Source organism: Xanthomonas sp. WHRI 10207 (assembly GCF_040202975.1).
Classification (GTDB): Bacteria; Pseudomonadota; Gammaproteobacteria; order Xanthomonadales; family Xanthomonadaceae; genus Xanthomonas.
Genome location: NZ_JBEGDX010000002.1, coordinates 880,820 through 893,906, shown reverse-complemented (window position 1 = coordinate 893,906; position 13,087 = coordinate 880,820). Strand labels below are relative to the sequence as shown.

13 protein-coding genes and 1 tRNA gene are annotated in these 13,087 nt (G+C 60.1%); 8 read left to right on the top strand and 6 right to left on the bottom strand.

The annotated features are described in order from the left end of the window. Nucleotides 1-64 precede the first annotated feature (64 nt). The 5 genes from ABQU90_RS09445 to thiS form a co-directional block, all read right to left on the bottom strand. Nucleotides 65-1,927 carry an SLC13 family permease gene (locus tag ABQU90_RS09445; RefSeq protein ID WP_115513713.1) on the bottom strand — a complete coding sequence of 621 codons (1,863 nt, stop codon included), beginning with the start codon at nt 1,925-1,927 and terminating at the stop codon, nt 65-67. A 65-nt stretch (nt 1,928-1,992) separates the two neighbouring features. Further along, nucleotides 1,993-2,778 carry a tRNA (guanosine(46)-N7)-methyltransferase TrmB gene (gene trmB / locus ABQU90_RS09440; RefSeq protein WP_115513712.1) on the bottom strand — a complete coding sequence of 262 codons (786 nt, stop codon included), beginning with the start codon at nt 2,776-2,778 and terminating at the stop codon, nt 1,993-1,995. Between the two features lie 254 nt (nt 2,779-3,032). Beyond that, nucleotides 3,033-3,827: a thiazole synthase gene (locus tag ABQU90_RS09435; protein WP_055848831.1), complete on the bottom strand. Its 795-nt coding sequence runs from the start codon at nt 3,825-3,827 to the stop codon at nt 3,033-3,035. 61 nt (nt 3,828-3,888) lie between these two features. Further along, nucleotides 3,889-4,170, bottom strand: coding sequence for a hypothetical protein (locus ABQU90_RS09430; protein WP_153066276.1), 282 nt, complete (start codon nt 4,168-4,170; stop codon nt 3,889-3,891). Between the two features lie 17 nt (nt 4,171-4,187). Then, nucleotides 4,188-4,388, bottom strand: a complete 201-nt coding sequence (thiS, locus tag ABQU90_RS09425) for a sulfur carrier protein ThiS (RefSeq protein ID WP_055848833.1) — start codon at nt 4,386-4,388, stop codon at nt 4,188-4,190. Nucleotides 4,389-4,576: 188 nt separating this feature from the next. On the opposite strand from thiS, the gene ABQU90_RS09420 reads away from it, so the two are divergent. The 6 genes from ABQU90_RS09420 (at nt 4,577) to ABQU90_RS09395 (ending at nt 10,302) form a co-directional block, all read left to right on the top strand. Continuing rightward, on the top strand, nt 4,577-6,361 hold the full coding sequence (locus ABQU90_RS09420; RefSeq protein WP_323522398.1) for an autotransporter outer membrane beta-barrel domain-containing protein: 1,785 nt from the start codon (nt 4,577-4,579) through the stop codon (nt 6,359-6,361). A 116-nt stretch (nt 6,362-6,477) separates the two neighbouring features. Next, nucleotides 6,478-6,551 (top strand) — tRNA-Gly (locus tag ABQU90_RS09415). A 251-nt stretch (nt 6,552-6,802) separates the two neighbouring features. Continuing rightward, entirely contained in the window at nt 6,803-8,149 is a 1,347-nt protein-coding gene (locus ABQU90_RS09410) for a tyrosine-type recombinase/integrase (RefSeq protein WP_323522399.1), read from the top strand. Nucleotides 8,150-8,176: 27 nt separating this feature from the next. Then, nucleotides 8,177-8,599, top strand: coding sequence for a hypothetical protein (locus ABQU90_RS09405; RefSeq protein ID WP_323522303.1), 423 nt, complete (start codon nt 8,177-8,179; stop codon nt 8,597-8,599). 481 nt (nt 8,600-9,080) lie between these two features. Continuing rightward, on the top strand, nt 9,081-9,476 hold the full coding sequence (locus ABQU90_RS09400) for an H-NS histone family protein (RefSeq protein WP_233363314.1): 396 nt from the start codon (nt 9,081-9,083) through the stop codon (nt 9,474-9,476). 601 nt (nt 9,477-10,077) lie between these two features. Beyond that, nucleotides 10,078-10,302: a hypothetical protein gene (locus ABQU90_RS09395; RefSeq protein ID WP_043889134.1), complete on the top strand. Its 225-nt coding sequence runs from the start codon at nt 10,078-10,080 to the stop codon at nt 10,300-10,302. Between the two features lie 432 nt (nt 10,303-10,734). On the opposite strand, the gene ABQU90_RS09390 is transcribed toward ABQU90_RS09395, so the two are convergent. Next, nucleotides 10,735-11,013 (bottom strand): hypothetical protein, encoded by a 279-nt coding sequence (locus ABQU90_RS09390; RefSeq protein WP_152025525.1) that lies wholly within the window; start codon nt 11,011-11,013, stop codon nt 10,735-10,737. 658 nt (nt 11,014-11,671) lie between these two features. On the opposite strand from ABQU90_RS09390, the gene ABQU90_RS09385 reads away from it, so the two are divergent. After that, a complete protein-coding gene (locus tag ABQU90_RS09385; RefSeq protein WP_323522304.1) occupies nt 11,672-12,151 on the top strand; it encodes a JAB domain-containing protein in 480 nt (159 codons plus the stop codon). A gap of 233 nt (nt 12,152-12,384) precedes the next feature. After that, nucleotides 12,385-13,023: a DUF6988 family protein gene (locus ABQU90_RS09380; protein WP_323522305.1), complete on the top strand. Its 639-nt coding sequence runs from the start codon at nt 12,385-12,387 to the stop codon at nt 13,021-13,023. Nucleotides 13,024-13,087 lie beyond the last annotated feature (64 nt).

Sequence of the window (13,087 nt, the reverse complement as noted above, 5' to 3'; positions counted from 1 at the left end):
TGCGCAGCGTGGCAGTCGATGCCGGCACACGCGCTTAGATCGTTAACCCGCAACGCGCCGTCCCTCAGCGCGCCGCCCACCAGAACATCAGATTGATCATCGACACCATCACCACAATGTAGATCAGCGACAGCGGTGCGCCCACGCGCCACAACTCGCGCGGTTGATAGTTGGCCGGGCCGGCCACCATCGAGATCACCGGGTTGGAGGCGGTCATCAGATTGTTGGACGCCGACAACGCCACGATCAATGCGAACGCAGTGGGGTTGCCGTTGGCTGCCAGCGCCAGATTGACCGCGATCGGCACCATCACGATGGTTGCGCCGACGTGGCTGATCACCAACGAAAATGCCGTGGTCAGCAACGCCAGGCTGATTTCCAGCGCCCACACCGGCACACCTTCGGGCAGACGGTCGATGGTGTGGCCGGCCACCCAGGCGGCGGTGCCGCTGCTGTCCATCGCCCAGCCGAGCGGAATCAAGCCGGCCATCATGAAGATGGTCTTCCAGTTGATCGAGGCATAGGCCTCGTCCATGCGCAACACGCCGCTGACCAGCATGCAGGCCACACCGGTCATCAACGTCAGCGCCACCGGCAGGCGCGAGGTCAGCGCAATCAGGATGGTGAAGGCGAAGATCGCCATCGCGATCTTGAACTTGTGCGGACGCTGCTCGCCCTTGGGAAAGTCGGTGACCGGTACGAAGTCGCGGCTTTCCGCCGCCTGCGCCAGGTCCTGCCAGATGCTGTGGAACACCAGCATGTCGCCGGCACGCAGCGGCACGTTGCGCACGTCTTCGCGGATCACCTGCTTGTCGCGGTTGATCGCCAGCAGGCTGATGCCGCTCTGCTTGCGCAAGCGCAGCTCGCCGGCGCTCTTGCCGATCAGGCGCGAGTTGGGCGGAATCACCGCTTCGGAAATACCCGCAAGGCTGGGGTTGAACAGATCGCCCAGGTTGCGCAGCCGCGAGGACATGCGCAGGAAGTGGTTCTGCGCAAAATCGGCGACCTCCTGGCGTTGGCCCATCGCACCCAGCACGCTGCCGACCCAGATGCGCATGTCCGCCGGCGGCGCCAGGCGGGTGTCGTTGCCGGTCTTCAAGGCAAGCAACAGCGGCGCGTCGTGAATGGCTTCGGCTTCGCCCAGGGTCATGCCGACCAATGGGCTCTCGGCGGTCACGGTGAGCTCGAACACGTCGCCATCGATGCCGTAGGTCTTGGCGAAATAGCTTTCGGTGCGCGACGGCGTGACGCCTTCGTTGATCAGGCGTTCCTCTTCGATCAGCTTGCGATCGCCGTAGAAGCGGAAGTACAGCAATGCGGCGACCAGCAAGGCCAGGCCGATCGGCAAGGGCGCGAACATCGTCAACGGCTCGATGCTGGCCATGCCCGAGGGCAGGTTGTTGTTGGCCGAGACCAACAGATCGTTGAGCAGAATCAACGGCGAATTGCCCACCATGGTGAGCGCGCCGCCCATCACGATGGCTGCAGCGATGGGCAACAACATGCGTTGCAGGGTCAGCCCGGTGCGCGCCGCCAACCGCGAAGCCACCGGCAGATACAAGGCCATCACCGAGGGGTTCTGCATGAACGATGAGTTCAAGCCGGAGATGGCCAGCGTCATCATCATCAAGCGCTGCTCGCTGCCGTGCGAACGCCGCAGCAGCCAGGTCGCCAACCGGTTCAAGGCGCCGGTGCGTTCCAGCCCCGCGCCAAGAATGGTGGTGGCGATGATGCTCATCACCGCATTACCGGAAAAGCCGCCGAACAGTTCTTCCGGCGCCACCAGCCCGGTGACGCCCAGCACCACCAGCACGATCAAGGCCACCACATCGGCGCGGATGCGCTCGAACAGAAACATCGCCATCGTGAAACCGACCAGCCCGAGGACGAGCTTCATATCGTTGGTCAGTGTCAGCGCGGTATCCATTGGGGGCCGGGAATGGGGAGTCGGGAATGGGGAATGGAAAAAGCGGAGGCGCTGACGCTGGCAAGTTATCCGGGCGCCGCTGGCGTGTGCCCTGGCGATTCCCCATTCCCTATTCCCGATTCCCGGTCGTAGAGCAGATCCCAGACGCCGTGGCCGAGTTTCTGACCGCGGGTTTCGAAGTGGGTTTGCGGGCGCCAGGCGGGGCGTTCGACGTGGCCGCGCGGACCCGCGCGGTTGACCAGACCCGGTGTGGCATCGAGGACGTCCCACATCTGTTCGGCGTAGTCGGCCCAATCGGTGGCGGCATGCAAACGGCCGCCCTCTCGCAGCTTGCGCACCAATAATTGTGCGAAGGCCGGCTGGATCAGGCGACGCTTGTTGTGGCGTTTTTTGTGCCACGGATCGGGGAAGTAGATGCGCACTTCATCCAGCGCGCCATCGGCAATCTCGTGCTCGAGCACTTCCACCGCATCGTGGTGATACAGACGCACATGCGTGCCGCCGTCATCGTGCAGCGCATTGAGCAGCCGGCCGACGCCTGGCGCATGCACTTCGATACCGATGTAGTCGCGGCTGGGGTCGTGCTGCGCGGCAAAGCGCAACGCGGCGCCGTTGCCGAAGCCGATTTCCAGCACCTTGGGCGCGGGACGGCCGAACGCGGCATCCAGGTCGCGACGCTCCCCGGTGTAATCCAGCCCGAAGCGCGGCCACAACTCGTCGAAGGCGCGCTGCTGCGCGGGCGTGAAGCGGCCCTGGCGCAGCACGAAGCTACGCACCTGGCGGCGCCCTTCTTCGATGGTGAAGGGCTTGGGCGGCATCTTGGCGCCGTCGCTGGTAAACGGGTCGGTCATGAAATGTCAGTCACATCGGAAAACAAAAGCCCCTCTCCCGTCGGGGCGAGGAGGCACAGCTTGCGCGCCGTAGGCGCGCGTGCATAGGAGCGCCCGCGACGCAGGCGCGGGCCGGGGCGCGGAGCGGGGGTTGGGGTGAGGGTACGGCGTGCCGAGGGCACTCGCAGCAACGCGCGATTTAGCAGCGGCAACATCCGGAACGTCACACGGCCAATCACTGCGCATCGACTGCAATATCAACGCAGCACACCCACTCATCCGATCACACCATCGACCGGGCTCGACGCCGAGGCGTAGCGCTTGCGCGGAATCCGCCCTGCCAGAAACGCCTCGCGCCCGGCCTCGATCGCCTTGCGCATCGCGCTGGCCATCAGGATCGGATCGCGCGCACCGGCAATGGCGGTATTCATCAACACGCCGTCGCAGCCCAGCTCCATCGCAATCGCCGCGTCCGATGCCGTGCCCACGCCGGCATCGACAATGATCGGCACCTTGGCGTTTTCGATGATTTCCAGCAGGTTGTACTTGTTTTGAATGCCCAGGCCCGAGCCGATCGGCGCCGCCAGCGGCATCACCGCCACGCAACCGATCTCTTCCAGGCGCTTGGCCAGGATCGGGTCGTCGGAGGTATAGACCATCACCTCGAAGCCATCGGCCACCAATTGCTCGGCGGCCTTGAGCGTCTGCACCACGTCCGGGTACAGCGTGCGCGCGTCGCCCAGCACTTCCAGCTTGGTGAGGTTGTGGCCGTCGAGCAGCTCGCGGGCCAGCCGGCAGGTGCGCACCGCGTCTTCGGCGGTGTAGCAGCCGGCGGTGTTGGGCAACAGCGTGTAGCGATCAGGCGGCAGCACGTCGAGCAGGCTGGGCGCATTCGGGTCCTGGCCGATGTTCACGCGGCGGATCGCCACGGTCACGATCTCGGCGGCAGCGGCCTCGGTGGCCAGGCGGGTTTCGTCCAGATCCTTGAACTTTCCGGTGCCGGTCAGCAGGCGCGAACGGTAGCGTTTGCCGGCGATGACTAGCGCATCAGAGGGGGCGGGATTCGTCATCCGGCAATTATCACCCATCACGCGTGGGTGCGTTTGCTGCCACGTGAGTGAGTCGTCACGCTCAATTGTCACCGATGGTCCTGCAACACACGACTTCGACGTACTTGCCGTGGCTCCCGGCTGTTGCTGCCCAGACGTTGGTGAGCCCTTCCATCGGAATAAAAAGAACAAGGTCCGCCGCTCTGACATCGGGCGCCAATGCCCCGAAGGCATCCTCACGAATCGACGGGTAGGTCTTGTCGAAAAACTGCACCACGCCCGCTTGTGCGTTCGGCGCGGTGAGCTGGGTTGAGAACCAGCCGAGCTCGTAGCGGACAGTGAGCGTGAAAAGTGGCATGTGCAAGGCGGTTGACCTGGAGGTCAACCGCCACCCAAGGCGTGCACGATCTCCACCACATCGCCCTCGCGCAACGCATGTTCGGCATGCCGTCCGCGCGACACGATTTCGCCATTGACCTCCACTGCCACACGTCGCTGTGCCAAGCCCTCCTGGTCCAGCAGGGCCGCAAGCGGCAGGTGATCGGGAAGCGTGCGCGGGCTGCCGTTGAGTTGAATGTTCATGTCATCATTGTGGCATCGCGCGCCGTCAGGGCGCGCGTTTTTGCGTTATGCGGCGGTGCAGCGTGAGCGCAGGCGGCGAGGGTGAAACCATTGCCATTCGCCGGCGTACGTATGCAGCCCGGTCCGGTCCCATCCACTTTCAAGCAGGCACTCCCATGGCTTCAACACTTCGCCCGATCCGCTCCCTGATGGCCGTTGCCATCGCTATCGCGGCCACCCCGGCCATGGCCGAGTCGGCCTTCGACCAGACCGTCTTCTTCGGCGACAGCCTCACCGACAGCGGCTACTACAACCCGCTGCTGCCGGCCGCCTCGCGCGCAGTCACCGGCAAGTTCACCACCAACCCGGGTTGGGTGTGGGCCGAGTATGTCGGCGACCACTTCGGCACCAACGCTGCGCCCAACGGCAATGGCCAGACCGGCGACAACTACGCTGCCGGTGGCGCACGCATCCAGGCCAGTTCGGTCAGCGCGCTCGGCGCCGCCCCGTCGGTGACCAGCCAGATCAACACCTACCTCACCGCCAACGGCGGCCGCGCCAACCCGAATGCGCTCTACACCGTGTGGGGCGGTGCCAACGATCTGCTCGCCGCCGCCGCCGCGCCGGCACAGGCGCAGGCCATCATCGGCAGCGCGGTGACCGCTCAGGTCGGCGCCGTGGCGACCTTGCAGAATGCCGGCGCGCGTTACGTCATGGTGCCGACCATTCCGGACGTCGGTATCACCCCGCGCTTCCGCGCTGGCGGCGCCGTCGCAATGGCCCAGGGCACTGGCGCTGCGACCGCATACAACACCGCGCTGTTCAACGGCCTGCAGTCGGCCGGCCTGCGTGTGATCCCGGTCGACACCTTCCACATGCTGCAGGAAATCGTCGCCGCACCGGGCACCTTCGGCTTCACCAACGTCACCAACACCGCCTGCAACCCGGCCGTGCCGCTGCCTGCGTGCAACCCGACCAGCCTGGTCGCGGCCAACGCGCAGAACACCTATGTGTTCGCCGACGGCATCCACCCGACCACCGCGGTCCATCAGATCCTGGGCCAGTACGCGATCTCGCTGCTGGAAGCGCCGCGTCTGCAGCAGGTGCTGACCCATTCGGCGCAGGCCGGCGGCCGCGCGCGTGCCGACCAGGTGGCTTGGCATCTGGACGGCAAGCCGGACGCGGATGGTCTGCGCTGGTGGGGCAGCGTGCGTGGCGACATGCAGCGCTACGACCACGCCGATCTGTATGACGGCATGGCGCCGGCCGGCCTGTTCGGCGTGGATTGGAGCGCTGGCGACATGGTGTTCGGCGGCTTTGCCGGCTTCGGCCGCATGGACGCCGACTTTGGCAACCGTAACGGCAGCTTCAAGCAGGACGACACCACCCTGGGTGGCTTCTTCGGCTGGTACACCGGTCCGGTGTGGGTCAACGCGCAGGTCAGCTACAGCTGGCTGAGCTACGACGTCGACCGCGAAGTGCAGCTCGGGCCAGCCACGCGCGTGCACAGCGGCTCGCCGGACGGCAGCAACCTGACCGCCGCCGTCAACGCCGGCTATTCGCTGGGCGAAGGCAACGTCAAGTACGGCCCGGTGGTCGGCCTGACCTGGCAGAAGCTCAAGCTCGACGGCTACACCGAAAGCAACGAGAGCTCCACCGCACTGGGGTATGCCGACCAGGATATCGACTCGCTGGTCGGCCGCATCGGCTTCCAGGTGCGCCTGGATGGCGCGGCGGTCAAGCCGTACGTGCAGGCGACCTACGACCACGAGTTCAAGGACGGCGGCGAAGCCAGCGCCTGGCTGCAGTCGATGCCGGAAGTGGGCATGTACACCGTGCCGGGCCAGAACTTCGACCGCAACTACGCCACCGTGGTGCTGGGCGCGCGTACCGGCCTGTGGGGCTTGCAGAGCAACGTGGGCCTGAGCACCACCACTGCTCAGCGCAGCGCCCGCGATGCCACCTTGTTCGTGAACTTCAGCGGCAATTTCTGATTGCGCCGACTGGCTTGGTAGCACTGAGGTAAGAGACGAGGGCCGGGCAGCCGGCCTTCGTCACGTCTGCGCATTGCGCCCGACACCTGCACCCGCCTAAACTCTCCCCACGCCAAGCGGGCGTAGCTCAATGGTAGAGCTGTAGCTTCCCAAGCTACTGACGAGGGTTCGATTCCCTTCGCCCGCTCCAGTCTTGCGAAGTTCAATGCTAAGTTGTTGACCGTGCGGACTATTTCGCCTGACTGAAGACCGCCTCGAACGACCTCCCAAGGTATCGTTTGAGGTATCGTTTTGCCAAAACCCCTCTTGCTGCATCGGCCTTCAGGCCTCTATGTGCGCTTCTTGGTTCCTGTTGATTTGCGGGGGCAAGTCGGCTCGCGTTTTCTTGTTCGTCCTCTCAATCTTCGCCCCGGCGACGCTGCGCGTCTGGTGTCTGCCTATATGGGGATGGCACTATCGAACGCGTTCCAAGCATTGAGGCAGGGGAAGCCGGTGGATCTGGACGAAGTGCTGCGCCGCATTCGAGAACAAGGACTGCGCGAACTCACATTGACCGATGTGACGCTGCCTAACGGCACGCGGCTGGGCAAGGCCCAGATCGATACCCCTGAAGACGCAGCGCTGTTTGCTGAGTTGTTGCGCGAGCCTGCCGCCGAGGTTGTCCCGCCCGCCAAGCCAAGCGGTTGGCGCACCGGGAAGGCCAAGGCGTCTGGCCCGCTGTTGTCCAAAGCGATTGCTGATCACTTGGGGGACTTGGGTCGCGCCAAGCTCCACAGCAAGACAGTGCTTGAAAGTCGCCACTCGCTGCGCTTGTTTGCGGGCGCCGTAGGACAAGACCTGGCGGTGTCCGAATTGACGGCAGACCATGTGCGCGCATTTTTCGATGTCGTGCGGTGGTGGCCGTCGAATGCGACCAAGCGCGCGCCCTACAGGGGCCTTGCCGTCATGGATGTAGTGACGCTTGCCCAAGCCAATCAAGTTCCCGAGCCTGCCGCCTGGACGGTTGCCAAGCATCGACAGCGCTTGTCGGTGTTCTTGGTGTCGCTGGCGGCAGCAGGGCTTCTGGCGAGCAATCCGTTGGCGGGTATCCGGGCGATCTCGACACCCGATGCAGACGACACGGGTGAGCCCTTCACCGATGCTGAGTTGAATGCCATCTTCGATCCGGTGGCCTTCCCTACTTGGGCCAAAAAGTATCCGCACAGATGGTTTGGCCCGATGCTTGGGCTTTACTCAGGGGCACGGGTGAATGAGATCGCGCAGCTTCGGGTGGAGGACATCGACACGATCGATGGTGTGCCGGGCTTCTTCGTGCGACAGGGTGGGAAGGGGCAGAGCGTCAAGAACAAGAACAGTCGCCGTTTTGTGCCGTTGGCCAAGCCGGTCATCGATGCCGGTTTTCTGGTCTACATCGACGAGGTCCGCCAAGCGGGACACACGCAAATCTTCCCGCATCTACCCAATAGCACCGGACTGGGCTTTGGTCGACAGTTGAGCCGACAGTTTTCGGTCTACATTAAACGTCAAGGGATCACAGCTAAGGGGCAAGGATTTCATGGCTTTCGCCACACCATTGCGTCGCGTTTGGATGAGGCGGGGGTGTCGGCTTCAGCCATCTCCGCAATCACCGGTCATGCGCGAGGGCAGGGGGTGTTAGAGAAATTTTATATTGATCGGCGGACACTCCCGGATCGTGTGGCGACCTTGGGTCGATTTACACTTGGCGTAACGCTGCCTAGTTATTGCAAGGGTATTTTTAATTTAGATGCGGTGGGTATGGTTGGCTGATAAAAATAACACCCAGGGAGATGGCTTATGGCGATTGTGCAGCTTATAGATCTTTCACTTAAGAGTGAAAAATTATCATGGTTCAGTTACTTTAAAGACGTCCACACGCCACTGCTTGGCATGTGTAGTTCTGTATCTGGGACAGACGGCTTGCAATCATTTATGCGAGAAAATGGACTGCAGAATGAAAAAAATTGGGGGGCTTCTACACCGAAGTCGGCTTGGCCGACAGGAAGCAATTTAGTCCAAAATTGGAACCCGGGATATCCTGTTAAAATAGCTTTTGTTATTGCATGGGGTGCTGCGGGGGTGGCTGAAAGTAAGTTCCAGCCCGAGGAGAATTTGTGGGTTTTGCATCCGGCTACTGGAAGTGTCGTGAGCGTAAGCTCAAACCTCGAAGTTTTAAAAGAGCAAGTTGCCAATTTTTTGGGAGCACAAACGATCTTTTAGATGGCCTCTTGCGCTCCTCGCCTTGAGTTGTAGGGGGCATGGCTGATATTTTAAAATTTTGCCACCGATGGATATGAGACGGCATCCAGCATTGGGTATTGCTCTGCCACCGTCTAATACATAGTTCGGTTGCTTTGTCGGCTTCTGCTTTGGCCTCTTCAGCAGGTAGGCGGGTGAGTGCTGCGAGAAAGGCTTTATTCCAAAATTGTTCAACTTTCATATGCTTTTTGTCGATGAGGGCTGCTTGCTTTTTGTAATCGAATAATGGAGCATGTCAAGTCGCTGGCTTTATATATTAGATGTCTCAGCGACGACGGGCATGTAATGTCATTTCGCCTAGAAAAAGTGTCAACCGGCGTAAGGCTTGCGTAAAAATTTTAATTATCGAGAGCGCAAGCTGAGCTTGGTGATCGGAAAAGGGCTTTACTGGGCTCGACTTTTCGCTAATAATTTACTAATCAATTGACTTGATAAATTTCGAATGAAAACCGCGTCTTTGAGTGCCCTTGCCGCTGCCAAGGAAAAATTGGCAGAAGAAATTCGGAAGTTGGAAGAGCAGGAAGCTCAGCTACGCCAGCAGCAGTCGTCCGAAGCCTATTTGGAGATCGTCAAGCTGCTCGACGAATACACCGAGCATTTCAGTTTAAAGCAGAAGTCGGAGATTGCGGCTCTGATCGGCGCTGATGTCGCCAAGCCGAAAAAGGCTGCTTCCACAAGAAAGGAAGTAGCGCCCAAGTATTGGCTGCCACACAACCAAGAAACGTGGTCAGGGCGTGGCCGCCCGCCCAAGGCCTTCACCATTTGGCAGGGAAGCGCGTCTTACAAAGAGTGGAAAGCCAAGCATCCAGATGAGAAGTTTCCCAAATATCCAGGTTGAATTTGAAAAGGCCTCGCTGTGCGAGGCCTTTGTCCGAGTAAACGAGTATAGGCATGAGGGCAGTAGAGAACGCTTGTATCTCTCCGGCTCGCTTCCGCTATGCAAAATTGAAGTGAATCAGGCTGTTTAGAAGTAACGTCCGGCTGGGCAGATTTCCGCAAGTGAACTTAGAATAAATAAGATATATTTTAGATTCTTTTGAGTTGACAGGAGCAAGGTGGCGGTGCAAATTAATTCAGCTGGACCCCTTCCTGTAGGAGTCAATTATGCCGATTAAGCCTGGCCCGAAGCCGATCGCCCCATCAACCGGGAAGCCGGATCAACGTCGACGGGACAACAAAGAAACGCCCGGTAATACACCTGATCTCAAACCTCACAAACATAAAAAGGGCAGTTGAGGCGGCTTGAAAATCCAGAGAGGGTGCTAACTAAGCACCCCTTCTGGTTTCGACAGTTCGGCGTGCTGGTGGTTCTCATTAGGTGGAAAGCTCTTCACGTTGGTGGCTGCAGGGATTTGAGAAGCGAGACACCGAGCTTCGGTCGCTTGAGGACGCAGCCATGTGTCTCAGACGATGCGACAGTGCTGCCGATACTCTGGGTTATGGACAGAGCCGAGTTGCGAACCCACCTTGATCACTTGGACGATGCGGTGCCGGCACTAAGGGCGTCGAGTCCTGACCGCCGCCATTTCTTGCGCGCGTTTGTGGGCATGGCGCAGGTCATTGAGGCGAAGGCACTTACGTCGAAAGATGCTGAGTTCGTCGAACGACGCATCGACGAGATTTTGGCTTGGCATGGGCTAACAGACGCAGAAGGCGAGGATTGAGGTCAGGCGGTGGTTAGGTTGCGCTTACCGAGCCTGTGCTCGACACATAGCACGCGGCCATCCAGTGTTTGGCGTAGTCATACGCAGCACTTCTATCAGGGAAGGCAACACCGGGGACTGGACAGCGGTGAAGCGTGATGCCCCCGTGCTTGGAAATCAGGAGCTCCGGCAGGAACTTCCCGTCAGACGGGATGATATGAGCCGTGAGCAAGTAATCGCCCACGTGCCGAATAGCGGTAACGCCCAAGACTGATCCTCCTTGATGGTGCTATACGCCTCTGCTTGTCTGACACCATCGTCAGACAACCGACCGCCAGGACCCGCCCTGGCGACACGTCATCATGGCGGAAAATGGCTCAAAGCACTGTCGGCGAAAGACGGGCTGGACTGTGGGTATTTTCCTAGCCAGGTTCGAATCGACGAGGTCGCGGTCTAGCTCAGGTGTCGCATCAGCCATTCGGAACTCATCGTTGAAAAGCCGGACCACGCGGCGTCCTTCCTTGCCAGCTTGGCCACCAGAAGACGATCTTCTTTATCAAGGTGCCGCTTTAATATGTCGCGTATGGTGCTGGCGTTACCCAGATGGCCGATGAGCCAGGTCGAACCCACATCGTTAGACCAAGGGTGGCCAATTTCTTTGATCTTTGAGAAGAACCCTGTGTAGTCCTTGTCGCTACTCTTGCACTCGAAACTCACCATGTATGTCGGCACGCACAACTCCTTTTGCTCAGTTTGCGCATTATGCCTGGGCAGGCTCGTTCTCAGGTCGATTTCATCGTGGGTGCCTGCTTCAATGTCCTAGCAGCTACGCCGCGCGAAGCAAAATTTTGACCAATCCAAGCTCGCTGCGTCTTTGAAGTTTGAAAGTCCCCGAATGTCTTATCTCCTGATCGAGCGTGGCATCACAACCTCGGTCAAGATGAGCTTTCCAACGCCGGCACGTTGACATCGAAGACAGCCATGCATGCGTCGAAGTAGTGAGGGCGGTAGGCCCGAATCGTATCCACGCGGACCAGTTTGCGTCAGATACGCACGCCAATGCGCAAAGGGGAAGTCCCGGTCGGGCACGATGCTTTCATCTATCAACCAAATGGCCGATAACACCTGCTGCTTCCTATCCACTCAGGTAGGCATTTGCCAGCTGGGATGGGTCTAAACGGTTTTTATCTCCACCAGTGCTGGGCCTCTGAAAGGGACCTTAGCTTCGCTGTCCCGACCGCAAGGACAGGCCTCCTTCTCGTCGCTGGCGCTTTGTTGCGGCCCTTCGCTGTGCGCCGCTTGCGCGGTGCTCGCTCTCGGGTGCGGTAGGGCCGAACGCTCCGCCTGTCGGTTCCCACGAGGCGCACAACGCGCTGGTGGAGAAGAACCGATGAAGCGCACCCAAGACATCAAGGCCCAATACCAACTGCAGATGGACGAGGAGGGCATCTTGCTCGCAGCAGCCACCATCCTGGAACAACGCCTTCACCGCCAAGGCCGCATCCACAGCCCCGAGCAAGCTGGCGACTACCTCATTGCCCGCTGCGCTCACCTGCCGCACGAAGTCTTCGGGGTCGTCTTCCTGGACATCAAGCACCAGATCCTGGCAACCGAACATCTCTTCTTCGGCACTATCGACGGCTGCGATATTCATCCCCGAGTAGTCGCCAAGCGCGCCCTGGATTTGAACGCCGCTGCCGTCATCCTTTTCCACAATCACCCAAGCGGCAATCCGGAGCCAAGCGAAGCCGACCGCAAGGTCACCGAGCGCCTGCAGCAGGCTCTGGGCCTCCTCGACATCCGGGTGCTGGACCACCTGGTGATCGGCGGGCGTCAGCACACCAGCCTTGCAGCAAGAGGGTGGGCGTAGCCCTCCCTCTCTCTCATCGGCTGTTGGCATAGGGCACCAGTGCGCCTGATCTTGCAAAAGATATGGCGCTAAGCTTGAGTTCGGTCATCACGCTCTTTCGCCGCTGACGCCATTACGGCAAGATCCAAGGGAAAGAGAGACAGCTGAAAATTTTTACGGCATCGACAAACATCGAAGGAGGGGATTGTTGATGAGCCAAGATGCGATCCAACTGATCCGATGCTTGGGGAAACATGATGTCTGAGCGGGTTCAGAAGCTCTTTGAAGGTTCTGATGAGCTATTGGAAGCGTTGGCGCCCATTACAGCGGCTCCGCCGTTTGATCAAAGTGATCGACTGCAAGTTTGTCGCGCGCTATGCCTGCTTTCGATTGAGCACGCTGTTGCGAGTCGCTGCTTACTCGTAGTCGGTTCTGAGCCGTCCACCTTGGTCGTTCATCGAGCGCAGTTCGAAGCGCTGGTGCGCGCCGTGTGGGTCCTTTACTGCGCAAGCGATACCGAGGTGGCCTGCTTACAAGAAGAGCTGACACCGACAAGTGAATCACTAGCGGCTCGTTTGCCCATGCTATCCAAGATGCTGATCGATCTTGAAGCAGTGAAGCAAGCAGCCGAGCCACTGCGGGTGTTTTTGGAGTTCAAGAAATACTCTTGGGCGGCACTCAACTCGTTTGTCCACGCGGGTGCACACGCGCTTCATCGGTTGCGAACGGGCTTCCCGCTTGAACTCGTTGAAGTTGTGGTCAAACAAAGCAACGCGTTGGTCGTGATGGCTCACATGCAACTCGCAATCACCGCAGGTAGCCAAGAGGCGGTGCGCTGGGTTGCCAAGACTTCGGACGGATTTCCCGCTGTGCTTCCTCCACGAATACGTTAGGATTTTCAGGCAAGTGCCATCGCCCACAGGCTGTCAGGCTGATGAGTGGCAAGCTTGCGGTGCA

Bases quoted from the DNA above. Each gene is read 5' to 3' on its own strand.
- ABQU90_RS09445 (WP_115513713.1), bottom strand. From the start codon at position 1,927: ATGGATACCGCGCTGACACTGACCAACGATATGAAGCTCGTCCTCGGG.
- trmB (WP_115513712.1), bottom strand. From the start codon at position 2,778: ATGACCGACCCGTTTACCAGCGACGGCGCCAAGATGCCGCCCAAGCCC.
- ABQU90_RS09435 (WP_055848831.1), bottom strand. From the start codon at position 3,827: ATGACGAATCCCGCCCCCTCTGATGCGCTAGTCATCGCCGGCAAACGC.
- thiS (WP_055848833.1), bottom strand. From the start codon at position 4,388: ATGAACATTCAACTCAACGGCAGCCCGCGCACGCTTCCCGATCACCTG.
- ABQU90_RS09420 (WP_323522398.1), top strand. From the start codon at position 4,577: ATGGCCGTTGCCATCGCTATCGCGGCCACCCCGGCCATGGCCGAGTCG.
- ABQU90_RS09410 (WP_323522399.1), top strand. From the start codon at position 6,803: ATGGGGATGGCACTATCGAACGCGTTCCAAGCATTGAGGCAGGGGAAG.
- ABQU90_RS09405 (WP_323522303.1), top strand. From the start codon at position 8,177: ATGGCGATTGTGCAGCTTATAGATCTTTCACTTAAGAGTGAAAAATTA.
- ABQU90_RS09400 (WP_233363314.1), top strand. From the start codon at position 9,081: ATGAAAACCGCGTCTTTGAGTGCCCTTGCCGCTGCCAAGGAAAAATTG.
- ABQU90_RS09395 (WP_043889134.1), top strand. From the start codon at position 10,078: ATGGACAGAGCCGAGTTGCGAACCCACCTTGATCACTTGGACGATGCG.
- ABQU90_RS09385 (WP_323522304.1), top strand. From the start codon at position 11,672: ATGAAGCGCACCCAAGACATCAAGGCCCAATACCAACTGCAGATGGAC.
- ABQU90_RS09380 (WP_323522305.1), top strand. From the start codon at position 12,385: ATGATGTCTGAGCGGGTTCAGAAGCTCTTTGAAGGTTCTGATGAGCTA.